The sequence below is a fragment of the Rhodococcus sp. CH91 genome (assembly GCF_022554085.1).
Classification (GTDB): Bacteria; Actinomycetota; Actinomycetes; order Mycobacteriales; family Mycobacteriaceae; genus Rhodococcus.
On sequence record NZ_JAKFYR010000010.1, the window covers coordinates 71,433 to 94,007 of the forward strand.

Genomic DNA, 22,575 nt, shown 5'->3' on the forward strand with positions numbered 1-22,575 from the left:
GACCTGTCGGATTGTGGGCCGTTTCCGTCCACTTCGCCCCGGCTGCGCCGCAGCATCGACGACCTCTGCCGTCACGAACGGGACAAACCCCGCGGCGCCCCGGAAAACGTTATCGAACCGCGACGAAACCTGCGGTCGGGGAACTACTTCCGAGGTCACCCCTGGGTCGGCGCCGACGCCGCGCCGGCCCCGGGCGCGTCCGGACCGGCTGCAGCGCACGCTTCGCCGCATTCCGCTGCTGCCACCGCCGGAGGTGGTCTAGCTTGTGGTGTGGTCCCGCTCACACGGGATCCGCACGATCGAACGGGGGTCCGATCGGGACACCGCGCGTCGCGGTGCCGGATCGGTCCTCGCACGCGATGTCGGGGGCGCGCCGATCACGGCCAAACATCGCTTTCGGAGGGGACATGTCGCTGCGACACCGTCGTCCGCAGTTACCGGCCGGGGCTTTCCCGTTGTCGTCCGCGCAACGGGCCATCTGGTTCACTCAGCAGCTCGCCCCCGAGGTGCCGGTGTGCATCGCGCAGTATGTGGATCTGCGCGGCGCACCGGATCTGGAACTGCTGCGCCGCTGCGCCTATCGCGCCGCCGGCGAATTCCGGTCCGCCTATCTGCGGGTCGTCGAGGTCGACGGCGAACCGTTCCAGTACATCGATCCGGGCGTCGCCGAGACCGCCGAGATGCCGCTGCTCGACTTCCGCGACACCCCGGAGCCGATGGCCGCGGCGCACACCTGGATGACCGCCGACTACGCCACCCCCGTCGATCTGGCCACCGACCAGCTGGTGAACATGTCGTTCCTGCAGGTCGCCGACGACCGGGTGCTGTGGTACAGCCGCATCCACCATGTCGCGCTCGACGGCTTCGCGGCGATGACGATGGTCAACCGCATCGCCGCGCTGTACACCGCGGCGGTGCAGGACCGCGAACCCGAACCGGCCCGCACCGCCGAGCTGCGTGCCCTCTACGACTGGGACCACGACTACCGGTCCTCCGAGCGGTACCGCACCGACCGGGACTACTGGCTCGACCGGGTCGCCGGACTCGAGGACGGATCCACCCTCGCGCTGCGTGAGGCCCCCACCGCCGCGGTGTCCCGCCTGTCGAGCCGCGCACTGCCCGACGACCTCGTCACCGCGCTCACCGCGCTCGACGACGAACCCGGCGTCTCCTCGACCGCCGCGGTGATCGCCGCCGTCGCGTGCTATCTGGCCCGGATGACCGGCCGCGACGATGTGGTGATCAACCTGCCGGTCTTCGCCCGCACCACCGCGCTGGCCCGCCGCTCGGGCGGCATGCTCGTCAACACCGTCCCGTTGCACGTGTCCGTCACCGCCGCCGACACCCGCGCCGAGCTGGTGCACCGGGTGCAGCTCGAACTCACCGGGGCGCTGCGGCACCAGCGATTCAGCCTCGAGGACATCCGCCGCGAGAGCGGAGCGGCCGGGGAGCCGCACCGCTATGCCGGGCCGCTGGTCAACGTGATGCTGTTCCGGCAGGAGATCGTGCTCGGCGACATCCGCGGCGAATTCCACATCATGACCTCCGGCCCGGTCCAGGATCTGCTGGTCAACATCTATCAGAGCGGTGATCCGGCCCGCACCTTCCTCGATTTCCGCGGCAACCCCCATCGCTACGACGAGGACGAACTGCGCGCCCACCACGACCGCTTCGTCGAGTTGCTCGGCGACTTCGTGCACGCCGCACCCGACCGGCCGATCACCGCGGTGCATCCACCCACTGTCGCCCTGGCGGCGCAGCGTCGCCGCGCCGCCGCCGCGACCGCTTTCTGGCAGGACCAGCTCGCCGACGGCCCGGACCGGCTCGACCTGCCCACTCCCGCGGGCCCGGCTCCCCTCCACCCCGATCCGCCCCTCGACCCCGCCGCGCTGGTCGCGGCGGTCGGCACTGCCGCGCCGGTCGCCGGCGCCGCCGGGGACACCTCCGGCGCGCTGCGGGCGGTGCTGTGCGCTGCGGCCGCGACCCTCACCGCCCGTCTGACCGGCCACGACGACATCGTCGTCGGTGTCACCGAGCGCGGCGCGATCTGGCCGCTGCGGGTGCGCCTCGATCCGGCCGAGGCGTTCCCCGCGCTCGTCGCCCGGGTGCGGCGCACGCTCGAGGACATCACCGCCCATCTCGACGTCGACCGGGCCGTGCTCACCGACTCGGTGCGGACGCTGCCCCTGGTGCTGCACCTCGACACTCCCGCCGCCCCCGGCTCCGAGGGGAGTCCCGGCACCGCCGATCCCGACGGGAGTCCCGACGCCGCGCACCTGATGTTCGACACCACCGGGCCCGCCCTGCAGATCCGTCCCGCGGCCGGCACCGCACCCGGTCTGGCCGCCCGGTTGCACCGCGTCCTGACCGCCGCCCGCACCGATCCCGGCGCGCCCGTCGGCGACCTCCCGCTCGTCGGCGCCGACGAACTGGCCGGTTTGCTGCCCGCCCGCGGCGAACCGGCGCGTTCCCCGCAGACCCTGCCGGAGATCCTCGGCGCGGTCGCCGCGATCGTGCCGGACACCGACGCGGTGGTGTGCGGCGGACAACGCCTGACCTACCGCGAACTCGACGCCTGGTCCAACCGGCTGGCTCGGGTGCTCGTCGCCGCCGGCGCCGGCCCGGAACGGTTCGTCGCCGTCGGCATCGCCCGGTCCCTCGAATCGGTCGCCACGATCTGGGCGGTCGCCAAATCCGGCGCGGCCTTCGTGCCCGTGGACCCGAACTATCCCCCCGACCGCCTCGACTACATGCTCGCCGATTGCGGGGCGGTGCTGGGCGTGACCACCGCCGCCACGCGCGCGGGTCTGCCGGGGACGGTGCCCTGGCTCGTCCTCGGCGAACCCGACCTCGACGACCGTCTCGCCGGGGCGAGCGAAGCGGCGATCACCGACACCGACCGGCCGGCGGCCCTGCAGTTCGACCACCCGGCCTATCTGATCTACACCTCCGGTTCCACCGGCCGCCCCAAGGGGGTGGTGGTGCCGCATCGGGGCCTGGCCGACCTGTCCGCGACCCTGCACACCCGGCTCGCGCCACCGCCGACGGCGCGGGTCTCGCACTTCTCGTCGCCGAGTTTCGACGCGTCGGTCTTCGAATACATGACCGCCTTCGCGGTCGGTGCGACGCTCGTGGTGGTGCCCGCCCACATCTACGGCGGCGACGAACTCGCCGCGCTGCTGCGCGAGGAGGCGATCACCCACCTGTTCTCCACCCCGGCGGCGCTGGCCTCGGTCGATCCCACCGGTGTCGGCTGCGAAGTGGTGACGGTGGCAGGGGAGGCCTGCCCCCCGGAGCTGGTGGCGCGGTGGGCCCCCGGCCGGCGCATGTACAACGCCTACGGCCCCACCGAAACCACCATCGTCTGCAACATCACCGACGCCCTGGTGCCGGGGGAGTCCATCACCATCGGCAGCCCGGTGTGCGGGATCGGCCAGACGATCCTCGACAATCGGCTCCATCCCGTGCCGATCGGCGTCGCCGGGGAGCTGTACGTCGCCGGGCCGGGGGTCACCCGCGGCTATCTCGCCCGCCCGGGGCTGACCGCCACCCGATTCGTGCCCGACCCCCACGGCCCGCCCGGCACCCGCATGTACCGCACCGGCGATGTCACCCGCTGGGCCGGCGCCGACGCGTCCGGCGCGGTGCCGCACCCCCCGGCGGTGGAATATCTGGGCCGCTCGGACTTCCAGATCAAGATCCGAGGTTTCCGCATCGAACTCGGGGAGATCGACGCCGCGCTCAGCGACCGCGACGATGTCGCCTTCGCCGTCACCCTCGGCCGCACCGCCCCCTCCGGGGAACCGGTGCTCGTGTCCTATCTGCTGCCCGATCCCGGCCGCAGCCTCGACCCCGAGACGCTGCTCGCCGCGCTCGCGCAGCGGCTGCCCGCCCACATGGTGCCCGCGGCGATCGTCGTGCTCGACGAGATCCCGCTGACCGCCGTCGGCAAACTCGATCGTGCGGCGCTACCCGAACCGTCCTTCGGTCCGGCCGGCGCGACCGGCGCGGCGACGGTCTCGGCGACCGAGACCGCCCTCGCGGCGATCGTCGCCGACCAACTCGGTGTCACCGCGATCGGCGCCGAGGACAACTTCTTCGATCTCGGCGGCAACTCGCTGGTCGCCACCCGGGTGATTTCCCGCATCAACGACGCCTTCGGCACCGATCTGGGGGTGCGGGCCCTGTTCGACGCCCCCACGGTGCGGGCGCTGGCCGCGAACCTGCCCGCCGGCGACGACCGGGAACGGCCCGCCCCCGCCCCGGTGGTGCCGCGACCCGAGCACATCCCCGTCTCCGCGGCCCAGCAGCGCCTGTGGTTCGTCGACCAGCTCGATCCGGGCTCCGCCGCCTACAACATCCCCGTCGCGCTGCATCTGCGCGGGACACTCGATCCCGCGGCGCTGGCCGCCGCGATCGGGGACGTGCTCACCCGGCACGAGGCGCTGCGCACCGTCTACCCGGCGACCGCCGCGGGCCCGGTGCAGCAGGTGCTGCCCGTCGAGGCGGTGCGCCCGGACCCGGCCGCGCAGACCACCACCGATCTCGATGCCGCGGTCGCGGCGGTCGTGGCGACCGGTTTCGACGTCACCGTCGACCCGCCGGTGCGCATGCGGCTGTTCCGCCTCGCCGACGACGACCACATCCTGGCCGTGGTGATGCACCACATCGCCGCCGACGGGGCGTCGCTGACGCCGCTGGCGCGTGATCTGGTCACCGCCTACGCCGCCCGCGCCGCCGGCACCACCCCGGACTGGGCGCCGCTGCCGGTGCAGTACGCCGACTACACCCTGTGGTTCGATGCGCTGCTCGGCGATGTCGACGACCCGGAGTCGCGGGCCGGCCGGCAACTGCACTACTGGCGCGAGGTCCTCGCCGGCGCCCCCGAACTGTCGGCGCTGCCCACCGACCGGCCCCGGCCGGCGCAGCAGTCCTTCCGCGGCGACCGGATCGACGTCGAGATCGACGCCGAGCTGTACCGGCGGATCCGGGCGCTCGCGCACGCGCACACCGCCACCGAGTTCATGGTGGTGCACGCCGCGCTGGCGGTGCTGCTCGCCCGGCTGTCCGGCAGCGACGACATCGTCGTCGGCAGCCCGGTCGCCGGTCGCAGCCACCGCGCCCTCGACGATCTGGTCGGCATGTTCGTCAACACCGTCGCGCTGCGCACCGCGGTGCCCGCCGGGGCGTCCTTCGCCGACATCCTCACCGCGGTGCGCGACACCGACCTGGCGGCGTTCGCGCACACCGACCTGCCGTTCGACCGGCTCGTCGACGCGGTGGTGCCCACCCGCTCGGCGGCGTACTCACCGCTGTTCCAGGTGATGCTCGCCTTCGCCGACACCACCGGCGCGCACCTGAGGCTGCCCGGACTCGACGTCGACATCACCGAGATCGACACGCACACCACGAAATTCGACCTGCATCTGCAGCTCGGGGAGGCCCCCGACGTCACCGGCGGCGCCGCGCTGCGCGGCGCGCTGTCCTACGCCACCGACCTGTTCGACCCGGCCACCGCGGCGTCCTTCGCCGCGCGGCTGGTGCGGCTGCTCACCGCCGTCGTCGACGATCCCACCGCGGCCGTCGGCGACCTCGACCTGCTCACCGCCGCCGAACGCGCCGCGGTGCTGCACCACTGGAACACCACCGCCGCCCTCGAGTCCGCGCCCGGCCTGGGCGCCCTGTTCGCCGCGCAGGTCGCCGCCCGTCCGGATGCCCCGGCGCTCACCGTCGCCGACCGCACCTACACCTACGCCGAGTTCGATGCGCTCACCAACCGGCTGGCGCGGCGCCTGCTGCGCGCCGGCGCCGGACCGGACCGGGTGATCGCGCTGGCCGCACCGCGATCGCTGGAACTGCTGGTGGGCATGTACGCGATCGTCAAGGCCGGCGCGGCGTATCTGCCGCTCGACCCGGACCATCCCCCCGAGCGGCTGCGGCACGTGCTCGACACCGCCGCCCCGATCGCGGTGCTCACCACCACCGCGGTCGCCGATGCGCTGCCGGCCACCACCGTGCCGGTGCTGCCGCTCGACCGGCTCGATCTCGACGCCGAATCCCCGGCGGCGCTGACCGCGGCCGAACGCCCCGAGCCGGGCGGCGCGCAGCTGGCCTACGTGATCTTCACCTCCGGTTCCACCGGCCGCCCCAAGGGGGTCGCGGTGCCGCACGCGGCGATCGTCAACCGGCTGCGGTGGATGCAGCACAGCTATCCGCTCTCCGGCGCCGACACCGTCGTCCAGAAGACCCCCGCCACCTTCGACGTGTCGGTGTGGGAGTTCTTCTGGCCGCTGCAGGTCGGGGCGCGGCTGGTCGTCGCCGAGCCCGGTGGGCACCGCGATCCCGGCTATCTGCTGCGCCTGTTCGCGCAGCAGCAGGTCACCGTCGCGCATTTCGTGCCGTCGATGCTCGCGGTGTTCGTCGACGCGGTGCGCGACGACCCCGCCGGGGGAGAGTCGCTGCGGCACGTCTTCGCGTCCGGGGAGGCGCTGCCCGCCGAGACCGCCGCCGCGCTGCGCGCTGCGCTGCCGCACACCGCCCTGCACAATCTCTACGGCCCCACCGAGGCCGCGGTGGACGTGACCGCCTGGACCACCGGCGCCGACGATCACGGCGCCGTCCCGATCGGGGTGCCGGTGTGGAACACCCGCACCTATGTGCTCGATGCGCGGCTGCATCCGGTGCCTCCCGGCGCCGCCGGGGAGCTGTATCTGGCCGGGGTGCAGCTCGCCCGCGGCTATCTCGGCCGGGCCGCGCTGACCGCCGACCGGTTCGTCGCCGACCCGTTCGCGGCGCCGGGGGAGCGGATGTACCGCACCGGGGATCTGGCCACCCGGCGCGCCGACGGTGTCCTGATGTATCTCGGCCGCACCGACTTCCAGGTCAAGATCCGGGGCCTGCGCATCGAACTCGGCGAGATCGAACATCTGCTGCGGCGCCGCCCCGAGATCGCCCAGGCCGTGGTGCTCGTCCACCACGGCAACGACGACCGGCTCACCGGCTATCTCGTGCCCGCCCCCGGCCACAGCATCGACACCGCCGCGGTCACCGCCGACCTCGCCGCGCAGCTTCCCGAGTACATGCTGCCCGCCGCCCTCGTCGTCCTCGACGGCCTGCCGGTCGGCGCGACCGGCAAACTCGACCGGGCCGCGCTGCCCGCCCCACCCGCCCCGGAACCCGGGGCCGGTTATCGGGCGCCACGCACTCCCACCGAACAACTCGTCGCGACGGTCTACGCGGATCTGCTCGACCGCACCGAGGTCGGCGCCGACGATCATTTCCTCGACCTCGGCGGCAGCTCCCTGCTCGCGATGCGGGTCGCGGCCCGGCTCGCCGCCGCCACCGGCACCGAACTCGGCATCCGCGAGGTGTTCGACCATCCGATCGTCACCGATCTCGCCGCCCACCTCGACCGGCCCGACCGGGCCGGGCACGACCGCGGCGTCCCCACCGCCGGGCCGCGCCCCGAACCGATCCCGCTGTCCCCGGCGCAGCAGCGCATGTGGTTCATCAACCAGTTCGACACCACCTCCCCGGCCTACAACATCGCCGTCGCGCTGCGGCTGAGCGGCCGGCTGGACCGGGCCGCGCTGCACCGCGCGATCGGCGCGGTCGTCGACCGGCACGAATCGCTGCGCACCCGCTATCCGCTCACCGACGACGGACCGGTGCAGCTGATCGTGCCCGCCGGGGCCGCCGTGACCGACCCGGCGGTACCGACCGTCCCCACCCCGGCCGGCGGCGACGAGGCCGCCGCGCTCACCGCGCACCTGGAGCCGATCCTGGGCACCGGTTTCGATGTGGCCGCGGAGATCCCGTTGCGCATCCGGCTGCTGGCACTGTCCGAGACCGAACACGTGCTCGTGTTCGTCGTGCACCACATCGCCGCCGACGGGTTCTCCATGGGGCCGCTGGCCCGCGACGTCATCGCCGCCTACAGCGCCCACCACAGCGGCCGACCCCCGCAGTGGACCCCGCTGCCGGTGCAGTACGCCGACTACACCCTCTGGCAGCACCGGGTGCTCGGCGACGACACCGATCCGGGCTCCCTGGCCGCCACCCAGCTGCGGTTCTGGCGCGACACCCTCGACGGCGCCCCGGACCTGCTGGAACTGCCCCTCGACCGGTCCCGCCCGGTGCAGCCCTCGCGGCGCGGTGCGCGGATCCCGTTCACCGTCGACGCCGCCGCGCACCGGCGGCTGACCGAGATCGCCCGCGCCCACGACGCGTCGGTGTTCATGGTGGTGCACGCCGCGCTGGCGGTGCTGCTCGCCCGGCTGTCCGGCAGCGACGACATCGTCGTCGGCACCCCGGTCGCCGGCCGTGGGCACCGCGTCCTCGACGATCTGGTCGGCATGTTCGTCAACACCGTGGTGCTGCGCGCCCGGGTCGACGACGACGAACCGTTCGGGGCGCTGCTCGCCCGGTTGCGCACCGGGGATCTCGCCGCCTTCGGGCACACCGACGTCCCCTTCGAACGGCTCGTCGAGGTCCTCGACCCGCCCCGCTCGACCGCCTACACTCCGCTGTTCCAGGTCCTGCTCGAATTCCAGGACACCGAACGTCCCGAGATCGTCCTGCCCGACCTGACGGTCACCGCCCTCGACCTCGATCCGACACTCGCCCAGTTCGACCTGCAACTGTCCGTCGCCGAGGACCACACCGCCGACGGGCCCGCCGGGATCCGGGCCGCCTTCACCTACGCCACCGACCTGTTCGAGCCCGCCACCATCGCCTCCTTCACCGACCGGTTCGTGCGGATCGTCGACGCGATCACCGCCGACCCGCACACCCCGATCGGACAGATCGACATCGTCACCGACCGGGAACTCGCCGAGTTCGCCCCGGCCCGCGGCCTGCCCCCGGTCTCACCGCAACTGTGGCCGGAACTGCTCACCTCGATCGCGGCGATCCTGCCCGACTCGGTGGCGCTGCGCTTCCACGACCGGCAGATCACCTACGCCGAACTCGACCTGTGGTCCACCCGGCTGGCGCGGCTGCTGATCGAGGCGCGGATCGGACCGGAGAGCGTCGTCGCGCTGGCCCTGACCCGCTCGGTGGAATCGGTGGCGGTGGTGTGGGCGGTGACCAAGACCGGCGCGGCGTTCGTGCCCGTCGACCCCGGCTATCCCCCCGAGCGGGTGCGTTACATGCTCACCGACAGTGCCGCCGCGCTCGGGCTCACCACCCTCGCGCACCGCGCCGAGCTGCCCGGGGAGGTGCCCTGGCTGGTGCTCGACGATCCCGCCGTCGCCGCGCGGATCGACGCCGCCGATCCCGCCCCCGTCACCGACGCCGACCGCACCACCGCGCTGCACTTCGATCACCCCGCCTACTTGATCTACACCTCCGGTTCCACCGGCCGCCCGAAGGGGGTGGTCGTCACCCACCGCGGCATGACCAACCTGAACGCCGAGGTCCGCAGCCATTTCGCGCTCACCCACCACGCCCGCGTCTCGCATCTGGCGTCGCCGAGCTTCGACGCGTCGATCTTCGAGTTCACCAAGGCGTTCTGCGCCGGCGCCACCTTGGTGATCGTGCCGCCGGACATCTACGGCGGGGACGAACTCGCCCACCTGCTGCGCCGGGAGAAGGTCACCCACGCGTTCATCACCCCCACCGCGCTCGCCTCCCTCGACCCGGCCGGTCTCGACGACCTCGAGGTGCTCGTCGTCGCCGGGGAGGCCTGCCCACCCGAACTGGTCGCCCGGTGGGCGCCGGGGCGGCGCATGTTCAACGGCTACGGCCCGTCCGAGGCGACCATCGAGACCAGCGTCAGCCCCGTCCTGCGGCCCGGCGGCACCGTGACCGTCGGCGCCCCGGCCGTCGGCTTCCACCAGGTGGTCCTCGACGACCGGTTGCGGCCGGTGCCCGTCGGGGTCGCCGGGGAGCTGTACATCGCCGGGGCCGGAGTGGCCCGCGGCTATCACCACCGCCCCGATCTGACCGCCGCCCGGTTCGTCGCCGACCCCTACGGGGCGCCGGGGGAGCGGATGTACCGCACCGGTGATGTGGTGCGCTGGCGCCGCGACGGCGACATCGAATATCTCGGCCGCTCCGACTTCCAGGTCAAGGTGCGCGGTTTCCGCATCGAACTCGGCGAGATCGACGCCGTGCTCACCGGCCACGACGCGCTCGCGTTCGCGCACACCCTCGGCCACACCGCCCCGTCCGGGGACACCGTGCTGGTGTCCTATGTGCTGCCGGAGACCGGCACCGGCGTGGACCCGCAGGTCGTGCGCGCCTACGCCGCGGCGCGGCTGCCGGCGCACATGGTGCCCACCACCGTCGTCGTGCTCGACGCGCTGCCGCTGACCCCGGTGGGCAAACTCGACCGCGCTGCCCTGCCGGTCCCGGATCTGACCGGCACGGCCGGCGACTACCGCGCGCCGGGCACCGAACTCGAGGCCACCGTCGCCGGGATCGTCGCCGAGATCCTCGGCCATCGCACCGTCTCCGTCGACGACAACTTCTTCGATCTCGGCGGCAACTCGCTGATCGCCACCCGGGTCGTGGCCCGCCTGAACACCGCGCTGGGCACCGACGCCGGGGTCCGCGCCCTGTTCGAGGCACCGACGGTGCGGTCCCTGGCCGCGCGGATCCTCGACGATCACGGCGGACACGGGCGGGTGCCGCTGGTCGCCGCGCCGCGCCCGGACCGGCTGCCGCTGTCCCCGGCGCAGCAGCGGATGTGGTTCGTCAACCAGTTCGACACCGCCTCCGCCGCCTACAACATTCCCCTGGCGATCCGGTTGACCGGCCGGCTCGACGTGCCCGCGCTGACCGCCGCGGTCCACGACGTGCTGGCCCGGCACGAGAGCCTGCGCACCTGGTATCCGGGGGACGACCACGGCCCGCGGCAGGTGATCGCCGACGCCGAGCAGGTGGCCGGCAGGCTGGTCGCCGAACCGGTGCCCGCCGCCCGGTTCCCGCAGCAGCTCACCGATTTCGTCGGTGCCGGTTTCGATGTCGCCGCGGCGGTGCCGGTGCGGATCCGGTTGTGGCGTCTCGACGACACCGATGACACCGACGACACCGACACCGGTGTTGCTGCCCATGTGCTCGCGGTGGTGGTGCACCACATCGCCGCCGACGGCTCCTCCATGGCCCCGCTGGCCCGCGACCTGATGCTCGCCTACACCGCCCGCACCGGCGGGCAGCACCCCGACTGGGCGGCGCTGCCGGTGCAGTACGCCGACTACGCGCTGTGGCAGCAGCAACTGCTCGGCGACCCCGACGACCCGCAGTCCCTCGCCGCCGCCCAGTTGCGGTTCTGGCGCGACACCCTCGCCGACGCCCCCGAACTGCTGCCGCTGCCCACCGACCGGCCCCGCCCCGCGCAGCGCAGCTTCCGCGGACGCCTGCACCGGTTCACCCTGCCCGCCGCCGCGCACCGCCGCCTCGCCGCCCTGGCCACCGACCACGACAGCAGCGTGTTCATGGCCGTGCACGCGGTGTTCGCGGCGCTGCTCGCCCGCCTGACCGGCACCACCGACATCGTCGTCGGCAGCCCGGTCGCCGGTCGCGGCCACCGCGCCCTCGACGACCTGGTGGGCATGTTCGTCAACACCGTGGTGCTGCGCACCCCCGTCGACACCGGGGCGGCGTTCACCGATCACCTCGACCGGATCCGGGAGATCGACCTCGCCGCCTTCGGGCACACCGAACTGCCCTTCGAAAGCCTCGTCGACACCCTCGCCCCCACCCGCGCCGTCGACCGGTCCCCGCTGTTCCAGGTGGTCATCGAATACGGCAACACCGACCAGGCCCGGCTGGTGCTCCCCGAACTGGAGGTCGCGGCGCTCGACACCGACCTGCCGGTCGCCAAATTCGATCTGCAACTGACCCTGCAGGACGAACCCGGACAGGGCGACGCCGGGATGCACGCCGCCTTCACCTACGCCACCGACCTGTTCGATCCCGCCACCATCGCCTCCTTCGCCGACCGGTTCGTGCGGCTGCTCGAGGCGGTCACCGCCGACCCGCACACCCCGATCGGCGACATCGACCTGCTCACCACGGACGAATACCCCGCCCCGGCACCGGCCCCGCGGCCGGTCACCGCCACCCTCGTCGACCTCTACGCCCGCGGCGCCGGCCTCGACCCGAGCGCCGTCGCCGTCACCGCCGAGGACGGTTCCCTGACCTACGGCGAACTGACCGCGCAGGTGCACCGGCTCGCGCAGGTGCTGCGCGCGCACGGCGCCGGCTCGGACCGGCTCGTCGCGGTCGCGCTGCCCCGCGGCACCGACCTGATCGTCGCGCTGCTCGCCGTGCTGCACAGCGGCGCCGCCTATCTGCCCATCGACGTGAGCTTCCCCCCGGACCGGCTCGCGTACATGTTCGACGACGCACGCCCGGTGTGCCTGCTCACCACCACCGAGCACGCCGCCGCGCTGCCCGCACACACCCCACCGATCCTCGATCTGCACGATCCCGCCCTGCACAGCCTTCCGGACACCGCGGCCCTGCCGCCCGTGCATCCCGATTCGGCCGCTTACGTCATCTACACCTCCGGCTCCACCGGCCGCCCCAAGGGCGTGACGGTGCCGCACCGCACCGTCGTCACCCTGCTCACCGACACCCGCGAGATGTTCGATTTCGGCGCCCACGACGTGTGGACGATGTTCCACTCCTACGCCTTCGACTTCTCGGTGTGGGAACTGTGGGGGGCGCTCGCCCACGGCGGCCGGGTCGTCGTCGTCGACTACCACACCGCCCGCGACCCGCACGCCTTCCTGGCCCTGCTGCGCCGCGAACAGGTCACCGTCGTCAACCAGACCCCGACCGCCTTCTACCAGCTGATCGACGCCGACCGCGCCGCCGCCGTCGACCTGCCGGCGCTGCGCTGGGTGATCTTCGGCGGCGAAGCCCTCGACTTCGCCCAGCTCGACCGCTGGTACCGCCGGCACGACGACACCGCCCCGAGGCTGGTGAACATGTACGGCATCACCGAGACCACCGTGCACGTCACCGCCCGCAGCATCAGCCGTGAGCTCGCCGCCCGGGCGTCGGCGAGCCTGATCGGGACGCCGCTGCCCTCACTGCGCCTGCACCTGCTCGACACCCGTCTGCATCCGGTACCGCCCGGGGTGATCGGCGAACTGTACGTCTCCGGGACCCAACTGTCGCGTGGCTATCTGCACCGCCCCGATCTCACTGCCGCCCGTTTCGTCGCCGACCCCTACGGGCCGCCCGGGACGCGGCTCTACCGCACCGGGGATCTCGCCCGCCGCACCCGCGACGGTGAGATCGAATATCTCGGCCGCGCCGATCTCCAGGTGCAGCTGCGTGGTTTCCGCATCGAACTCGGCGAGATCGAAGCGGCCCTGCTGCGCGCCCCCGGCGTGGCCCGCGCCGTGGTCCTGCTGCACACCGACACCGACACCGGCACCGGCGGGGAGCCGGCCGGCCCCGACCGGCTCGTCGGCTATCTCGTCCCCGAGACCGGCCACGACCTCGACGTCGACACCGTGCTCGCGCACGCCGCCGGGGAACTCGCCGCCTACATGCTGCCCGCCACCCTGATGGTGCTCGACCGGCTGCCTATCACCGCGACCGGCAAACTCGACCGGCGGGCCCTGCCGGTCCCCGACTTCGCGGCCCGCAGCACCGTCTCCCGCGCCCCGGCCCGCGGCCACGAAACCACCCTGGTCGAGTTGTTCGCGCAGGTCCTCGGACTGCCCACGGTGGGAGTGCACGATTCGTTCTTCGCGCTCGGCGGCGATTCGATCATGTCCATCCAGCTGGTCTCCCGCGCCAAGGCCCTCGGCCTGGACCTGACCCCCCGCGACATCTTCGAACACAAGAACCCGGCCGCGCTGGCCACCGTCGTCGGCACCGGCGATCCGGCCGACCGGCTCGCCGAACTGCCCGGCGGGGGAGTCGGCAGCATGCCACTGCCCCCGATCGCGCACTGGCTGCTCACCCGCGGCGGCCCCGTCGACCGGTATTCGCAGGCGATGCTGCTGCGCCTGCCCGCCGGCCTCGACGCCGCCACCCTGCACGCCGTCGTCGGCGCCGTCCTGGACCGGCACGACATGCTGCGCGCCCGGCTCGTCCCCACACCGGACGCTGCCGGCGGGCACCTGCTGCACGTGCCCGCCCCGGGCGGTGTCGACACCGCCGCCGTGATCCACCGGGTGCCGGTCACCAGCGCCGCCGACAGCGACGACTTCTTCGCGCTCGCCGCCACCGAACTCGACGCCGCCGCCGACCGGCTCGACCCGGCCGCCGGCCGCATGATGCAGCTGGTGTGGTTCGACGCGAGCAGCGGTGCGGGCCGGCTGCTGCTCGTGATCCACCATCTCGCCGTCGACGGGGTGTCCTGGCGCATCCTCGTCCCCGATCTCGCTGCCGCCTGGGCCGCCGCCACCGCCGGTGCCGCGACCTCGGCGCTGCTACCCCCGGCCGACGGCACCAGCGTGCGCCGCTGGGCGCACGCCCTGCACGACGCTGCCCACGATCCCGCCCGCCGCACCGAACTCGACTTCTGGCGCCGGATCCTCGACGGCCAGGACCCCCCGCTCGGGCACCGCCCCTTCGATCCGGCGCGCGACACCACCGCCACCGTCACCACCGCCACCACCGAACTGCCCCCCGCGGTCACCGACGCGCTGCTCACCGCCGTCCCCACCGCCTTCCACGGTGCCGTCGACCACGGTCTGCTCACCGCCCTGGCCCTGGCGGTGACGGCCTGGCGCCGCGACCGCGGCCAGGACCACCGGTCGGTGCTGCTGAACCTCGAAGGGCACGGCCGCGACAGCACCGCCGCCGCCGGCGCGGACCTGTCCGGCACCGTCGGCTGGTTCACCACCATCCATCCGCTGCGCCTGGACCTGACCGGCATCGACCTCGACGACGCCCTGGCCGCCGGCCCCGCCGCGGGCCGCGCCGTCAAGACCGTCAAGGAACACCTCGCCGCCGTCCCGGACCACGGCACCGGATACGGGCTGCTGCGCTATCTCGACGACGACACCGCGGCGCTGCTCGCCGACCGTCCCGGCCCGCAGATCAGCTTCAACTATCTCGGGCGTCCCACCGCCGGGGTCACCGACCCCGACACCCCGTGGCTGCCGATCGACGGCTTCCCGCACGGCGGCGCCCACCATCCCGAGATGCCCGCCGCGGCGGTGCTCGACATCAACGCCGTCACCGTCGACACCCCCACCGGGCCGGTGCTGCGGGTGCACTGGTCGTATCCGGCCGGGCTGCTCGACCCCGCCGACCTCGCCGCCCTGACCACCCGGTTCGGTACCGCCGCGACCGCGTTGACCCGGCACACCCGCAGCCCGCACGCCGGCGGTCTGACCCCCTCCGATCTGCCGCTGGTGCGCCTGGACCAGGACGGCATCGAACGTCTCGAGCAGCGCTACGGGCCCCTCGAGACGGTGTGGCCGACCGCGCCGCTGCAATCCGGTCTGCTCTTCCACGCCCTGCTCGCCGGGGACCGCCCCGACGCGTACATCGTGCAACTGGTGCTCGATCTGCGCGGGCAGGTCGACCCGGGCCGGATGCGGCGCGTCCTGCAACTGCTGCTGGACCGGCATCCGGCGCTGCGCGCGGCGTTCCCGGCCGCCGGGGACACCCACGTGCAGGTCGTGCCCACCCATGTGGAGGTGCCGTTCACCGTCGCCGACACCAGCGACGACCCGGATCCCGATGATGCGGCCGCGCAACTGCTCGCCCTGGACCGGCGCACCCGCTTCGACACCGAGACCGCACCGCTGCTGCGCGCGACCGTCGTCCGTACCGGACCGGGCCGGCACCTGCTGGCGTTGACCAACCACCATCTGCTGCTCGACGGCTGGTCCACCCCGGTGCTGATCCGCGAGCTGCTCATGCTCTACGCCACCGACGGTGATCTGCGCGCCCTGGACCCGGCCCCCTCCTACGGGCACTACCTGAGCTGGCTGGCCGAGCGGGATCCGCAGGCCTCGCTCGACGCCTACCGCCGGGCCCTGGCCGGGGTCGACGAACCGACCCTGCTGGCCCCGCAGCACCGGGCGACCGGCGCCGGCGGGATCTCCGAGGATCTCGACATCGACCTCGACACCGCCCTGTCGCACCGGCTGCACACCACCGCCACCGGCCGCGGGGTCACCGTCAACACCCTGGTGCAGACCGCCTGGGGGGTGGTGCTCGGCACGCTCACCGGCCGCACCGATGTGGTCTTCGGGGCGACGGTGTCCGGGCGGCCCCCGCAGATCCCCGGGGTCGAAGCGACGGTCGGCTTGTTCATCAACACCGTCCCGGTGCGCATCACCGTGCGGCCCGACGAGACCGTCGGCGCCCTCGTGGACCGCATCCAGGCCGAACAGGTCGCCCTGCTCGACCACCACCATCTCGACCTCGGCAGCCTCGACCGGCATCTCGGGGCCGCGGTGCGCTTCGACACCCTCACGGTGTTCGAGTCCTATCCCGTCGAACGCGCCGGGCTCGACAGCGACACCGATCTGGCCGGGATGCGGGTGGCCGGCATCACCGGCCGCGACGCCGCGCACTATCCGCTGTCGGTGGTCGCGCACACCGACAGCGCGGTGCATCTGCGCATGAAATACCTGCCGGAGGTCTTCGACCGCGCCGAGGTCGCCGCCATCGCCGCACGCATCGCCGCCGTCCTCGACGCTCTCACCGGTGATCCCGCCACCGCGGTGGGTGCCCTGCCGGTGCTCACCGCCGGCGAACACGCGGCGCTGCTGCCGGTGCGCGGCCCCGCCGGGGGCAGCTCCGCGACGTTGCCGGAGCTGCTCGCCGCCACCGCCGCGGCGCATCCGGACACCGCGGCGCTGCGCGAGGGTGCGAGCACGCTCACCTACCGCGAACTCGACGACCGGTCCACCCGCTGGGCGCGGCAGCTGCTCGAGCACGGGGCCGGACCGGAGACCTTCGTCGCGCTGGGCGTGGCCCGTTCCGTCGACGCGGTCACCGCGATGTGGGCGATCACCAAGACCGGAGCGGCGTTCGTACCCGTGGACCCGCGCTATCCCACCGACCGGGTGACGTTCATGCTCGACGACTGCGGCGCCCGGTTCGGGCTGACCACCGCCGCGCACCGCGCGCAGCTGCCGGACACGGTGCCGTGGCTGCTGCTCGACGACCTCGACCGGGTCGCCCCGGCCGGCGCCGCGCCGATCACCGACGCCGATCGTCGCGTGCCGCTGCGACTCGACCACGCCGCCTACCTGATCTACACCTCCGGTTCCACCGGCCGCCCCAAAGGCGTGCTCACCACCCACCGCAGCCTCGACAACTTCGCCCGCGAGCAACGCGACCGGTTCGGCGCCGGACCCGGCGCCCGGGTGATGCATCTGTCCTCACCGAGCTTCGACGCGTCGATCTTCGAATACCTGCTGGCCTTCGGCTCCGGCGCCACCCTGGTGATCGTGCCCCCGCAGATCGTCGGCGGCAGCGAACTCGGCCGGGTGCTGCGCGAGCAGCGCATCACCCACGGCTTCATCACCCCCGCCGCCCTGGCCTCCCTGGACCCGGCGGATCTGACCGCCCTCGCCGACCTCGCCGTCGGCGGGGAGGCCTGGCCCGCGGACCTGCCGCAGACCTGGGCGCCGGGCCGACGGCTGGTCAACGGCTACGGACCCACCGAGACGACGGTGATGGCGACGATCAGCAAGCCGGTGACCGCCGATCGGATCCCGACCCTCGGTGGTCCGCTGCGCGGGGTGCACGCCGTGGTGCTCGATCCGGCATTGCGGCCGGTGCCGGTCGGGGTCACCGGCGAGTTGTATCTGGCCGGCTGGGGTCTGGCCCGCGGCTATCACGCCCGCCCGGCGCTGACCGCCGCCCGGTTCGTCGCCGATCCCTACGGCACCGCGGGGGAGCGGATGTACCGCACCGGTGATCTGGTGCGCTGGGTCGGCAACCCCGCCGGCGGGGACCTGCGGATCGACTATGTCGGCCGCGCCGACTTCCAGATCAAGATCCGCGGGTTCCGCGTCGAACTCGGCGAGATCGACGCGGTGCTCACCGCGCACCCGAGTGTCGGCTTCGCCGCGACCGTCGCCGCTCCCGCACCCAGCGGGGACAGCATCCTCGTCGCCCACATCCACCCCGCGACCGGCACCACCGTCGACCCGGCGGAGCTCAAAAACTATGCGGCCGAGCATCTTCCGTCCCACATGGTGCCGACGGTGGTGACCCCGCTCGACGAGATCCCCCTGACCCCGGTGGGCAAACTCGACCGCTCCGCGCTGCCCGCCCCGGACCTGACCCCCGGCCGCGGCGACCGTCCGGCCCCCACCGACCCCCTCGAAACGAGCCTCGCCGACATCCTCGCCGAGGTCCTCGGCATCGACCGGCTCGGCGCCGACGACAACTTCTTCGACCTCGGCGGCAACTCCCTGCTCGCCACCCGCGCGGTCGCGCGCCTCGGGGAACGGCTCGGCCGGCCCGTGCCGGTGCGCACCCTGTTCGACGCCCCCACCGTCGCCGCGCTCGCCACCGCGCTCGGCGGCGGCCGGACCGACGCCGAGCGCCACGCCGCGCCGACCCTCGGCCCGGTCGCACACGTGCGCCCCGCACAGGTGCCGTTGTCCCCGGCGCAGCAACGCCTGTGGTTCATCAACCAGTTCGATCCGACCTCCGCGGCCTACAACATCCCCCTCGCCATCCGGCTGTCCGGGCATCTGTCCCCGGCCGCGCTCGGGGCGGCCCTGCACGACGTGCTCACCCGGCACGAAAGCCTGCGCACCGTCTATCCGGCCACCGCGACCGGCCCGCACCAGCGCATCCTCGCCGCCGCCGACGCCCCGCTGACCGTCGACGTGGTCCCCGCCGACGAGACCGACGTGCACCGGGCCATCACCGAGTTCGTCGGCGCCGGTTTCGACGTCACCGTCGACATCCCGATCCGGGCCCGGGTGTTCTCCTTCGGCCGCGACGACCACCTCGCCGTGCTGGTCGTGCACCACATCGCCGCCGACGGCGGCTCCACCGGCCCGCTCGCCCGCGACCTGATGACCGCCTACGCCGCCCGCAGCCGCGGCGAACGCCCCGACTTCGCACCGCTGCCGGTGCAGTACGCCGACTACACCCTCTGGCAACTCGACCGGCTCGGCGATCCGGGCACCGCCGGCAGCCTCGCCGCCGAACAGAGCGACTACTGGCGCCGCCGGCTCACCGGACTACCCGACGTGCTGCCCCTGCCCACCGACCGGCCCCGCCCACCACAGCAGTCATTCCGCGGCGACATCGTCCGCTTCACCGTCGACCCCGACCTGCTCGACCGGCTCCGCCGCCTCGCCGCCACCGCCCACAGCACGGTGTTCATGACCGTGCACGCCGCCTACGCCGTGCTGCTCGCCCGACTGTCCGGCAGCGACGACATCGCCGTCGGATCCCCGATCGCCGGGCGCGGGCACCGCGTCCTCGACGACCTGATCGGCATGTTCGTCAACACCGTGGTGCTGCGCACCCCCGTCCCCGCCGCGGCGGGCTTTGCCGAGGTGCTCAGCGCGGTCACCGACCACGACCTCGACGCCTTCGCCCACGCGGATCTGCCCTTCGACCGGGTCGTCGACCTGCTCGCCCCGGCCCGCTCGACCGCGCACTCACCGCTGTTCCAGGTGTCCCTCGAATTCCACACCCCCGAACTGCCGACGGTGGAACTACCGCACCTGAGTGTGCACGGCGTCCCCCTCGACCCCACGGTGTGCAATTTCGATCTGGAACTGCTCGTCGGCGAACATCCCGAGGGCGGACTGGACGCGGCCTTCGTCTACGCCACCGATCTGTTCGACGCCGCCACGGTGCGCTCCTTCGCCGACCGGTTCGTGCAGCTGCTCGCGGCGGTCACCACCGCACCCGACCGCCCGGTCGGGGACATCGACCTGACCACCCCCACCGAACGCGGCGCCCTGGTGCCCGCCACCGGCCCGGCACCCGAACCGGCGCTGCTGTGGCCACAGCTGCTCGACGCCGCCGTCACCGCCGCCCCGGACACCACTGCGGTCATCGACGGCGACCGCAGCCTCGGCTACCACGCCCTCGACCGCCGCGCGCACACCCTGGCGCGGCTGCTGCTCGCCCACGGCGCCGGACCCGAGCAGGTCGTCGCCGTGGCCGTGCCCCGCTCCCTCGAGTCGATCACCGCGGTGTGGGGCACCGTCCGCAGCGGCGCCGCCCTCGTCCCGATCGATCCCACCTATCCGGCCCAGCGCATCGCGTTCATGCTCGACGACAGCGCCGCCCGCGTCGGCATCACCGTCGCCGCGCACCGGCCGGCGCTGCCCGACACGGTGGACTGGCTCGTCCTCGACGACCTCGACCTCGACAGCGCGGCGGGCGGGCCGGTCACCGACGCCGCCCGGCCCGCGGCGCTGCACCCCGATCAGCCCGCCTACCTGATCTACACCTCCGGTTCCACCGGCCGCCCCAAGGGGGTCGGCGTCACCCACCGCGGCCTGGCCTCCCTCGCCCGCGAGGAACGCGAACGCCTGCAGGTCACCCCCACCTCCCGCGTCTCGCATCTGGCCTCCCCGAGCTTCGACGCGTCGATCTTCGAACAGCTGATGGCGCTCGCCGCCGCCGCGACCCTGGTGGTGGTGCCGCCCCAGGTGTACGGCGGTGACGACCTGGCCGCGGTACTGCGCGCACACCGGGTCACCCACACCTTCATCACCCCGACCGCGCTGGCCTCCCTCGACCCGCACACCGTGCCCGACGTGCAGGTGCTGCTCGTCGCCGGGGAAGCCCTGCCGGGCGAACTGGTCGACCGCTGGGCCGGCACCCGGCGCATGATCGACGCCTACGGCCCCACCGAAGCGACCGTGATGAGTTCGCTCGGCGACCCGCTGCAGCCCGGCGAGCCGGTCACCATCGGCCGGCCCGCCCGGGGATTCCGCGCCCTGGTGCTCGACGCGCGCCTGCAGCCCGTGCCGGTCGGGGTGGCCGGCGAACTGTACGTCGCCGGTCCGGCGCTGGCGCGCGGCTATCACGCCCGCCCCGATCTGACCGCCGCCCGCTTCGTCGCCGACCCGCACGGGGCGCCGGGGGAGCGGATGTACCGCACCGGCGATCTGGTGCGCTGGACCGGGGACGGGCAGCTGGACTTCGTCGGCCGCACCGACTTCCAGGTCAAGATCCGCGGTTTCCGTGTCGAACTCGGCGAGATCGACACGGTGCTGACCGGCCACCCGCAGGTGGTCTTCGCCCACACCGTCGGGCACACCGCACCGTCCGGGCAGCAGGTGCCGGTCTCCTACATCCGCCTCGCCCCGCACGCCGAGATCCCGGTCGCCGAGGTGAAATCGTTCGCCGCGCAGCACCTTCCGTCACACATGGTGCCGGCGGTGATCGTCGTCCTCGACGCGCTGCCGCTCACCCCGGCCGGCAAACTCGACCGTGCCGCGCTACCGGCCCCGGACTTCACCGCCGCCGACGGCGCCTACCGGGCCCCGGGCAGTGACCTCGAACGGCTCGTCGCGGACCTGTTCGCCGAGCATCTCGGTGTCGACCGGGTCGGGGCCGACGACAACTTCTTCGACCTCGGCGGCACCTCCCTGCTCGCCACCCGGCTGCTGCCGGCGCTCGGCGAACGTCTCGGCCGCCGGGTACCGATCGCCGCGATCTTCACCGGTCCGACCCCCGCGGAACTGGCCGCCGAACTGGCCGCCGGCGATGCGGCCGGGGACACCGCGGCCGAGGTGGCCGCCGCCTTCCGGGTGCTCGTGCCGCTGCGCGCGGGTAGCGGCCCGGCACTGTTCTGTCTGCCGCCCGCCGCCGGTCTGGCCTGGCCGTATCTCACGCTCGCGCATCGCCTCGGCGACGACCGGCCGGTCTACGGGCTGCAGCTGCCGGCCCTGTCCGGGGGCCCGCACCACGACAGTCTGGCCACGCTGGCCCGGCACTGGGTGCGGGAGATCCGCCGGGTGCAACCGCACGGCCCCTACCATCTGCTCGGCTGGTCGCTCGGCGGTGTCGTCGCCCACACCGTCGCCGTGGAGCTGCGCCGCGCCGGGGAGATCGTCGACACCCTGGCCCTGCTCGACAGTCACCTCCTCGTCGGTGCCGCACCCGCCTTCGGTCCCCGGGAGATGCTGCGCGATCTCGGGATCGTCGTCGACGATCCCGAGCCGAGCTTCGCGCGTGCCGCGACCCTGCTCGACGAGATGTTCGGCGGCGGCACCGGATTGACCGGTGCGCATCTCGAACGCCTGACCGCCGGGTCCACCGACACCGCGCGGGCCGCCCGCCGGCACGAAGCGGACACCTTCGACGGCGACGCGCTGTTCTTCACCGCGGCCCGCTCGGAGGCCCCGAATCCGGCGGTGGCGTCCTGGCACAACGCGATCGCGGGGGAGATCCACCAGTACCGGCTCGACTGCGACCACCACGAGATGGTCACCGCCCCGGCCGTCGACACGATCGTGGCGGTGCTGGGGGCGCGGCTGGCCGAGAGCGACGAGGCGGTGCGCCGCTGGGGGCGCGGCGAGGTGCCGGCGGCGGCGCGCAACGGGCAGCGGCGACCCTGATCTCCGACCCCCGCATGCATAACCTGCATGACACACGATGCGGATTATGAGTTGGATTTATGTCAAGGGTGGCACTTCACTGAAGCGC

At 73.4% G+C, this 22,575-nt stretch carries 1 protein-coding gene; it reads left to right on the top strand.

Annotated features, from left to right (window positions below; all coding sequences use genetic code 11):
* Positions 1–407: 407 nt before the first annotated feature.
* Positions 408–22,487, top strand: a complete 22,080-nt coding sequence (locus MOM01_RS18220; protein WP_241386850.1) for a non-ribosomal peptide synthase/polyketide synthase — start codon at positions 408–410, stop codon at positions 22,485–22,487.
* The last annotated feature ends 88 nt before the right edge of the window (positions 22,488–22,575 follow it).

Coding starts and splice junctions, on each gene's coding strand:
- MOM01_RS18220 (WP_241386850.1), top strand. CDS start 408: ATGTCGCTGCGACACCGTCGTCCGCAGTTACCGGCCGGGGCTTTCCCG.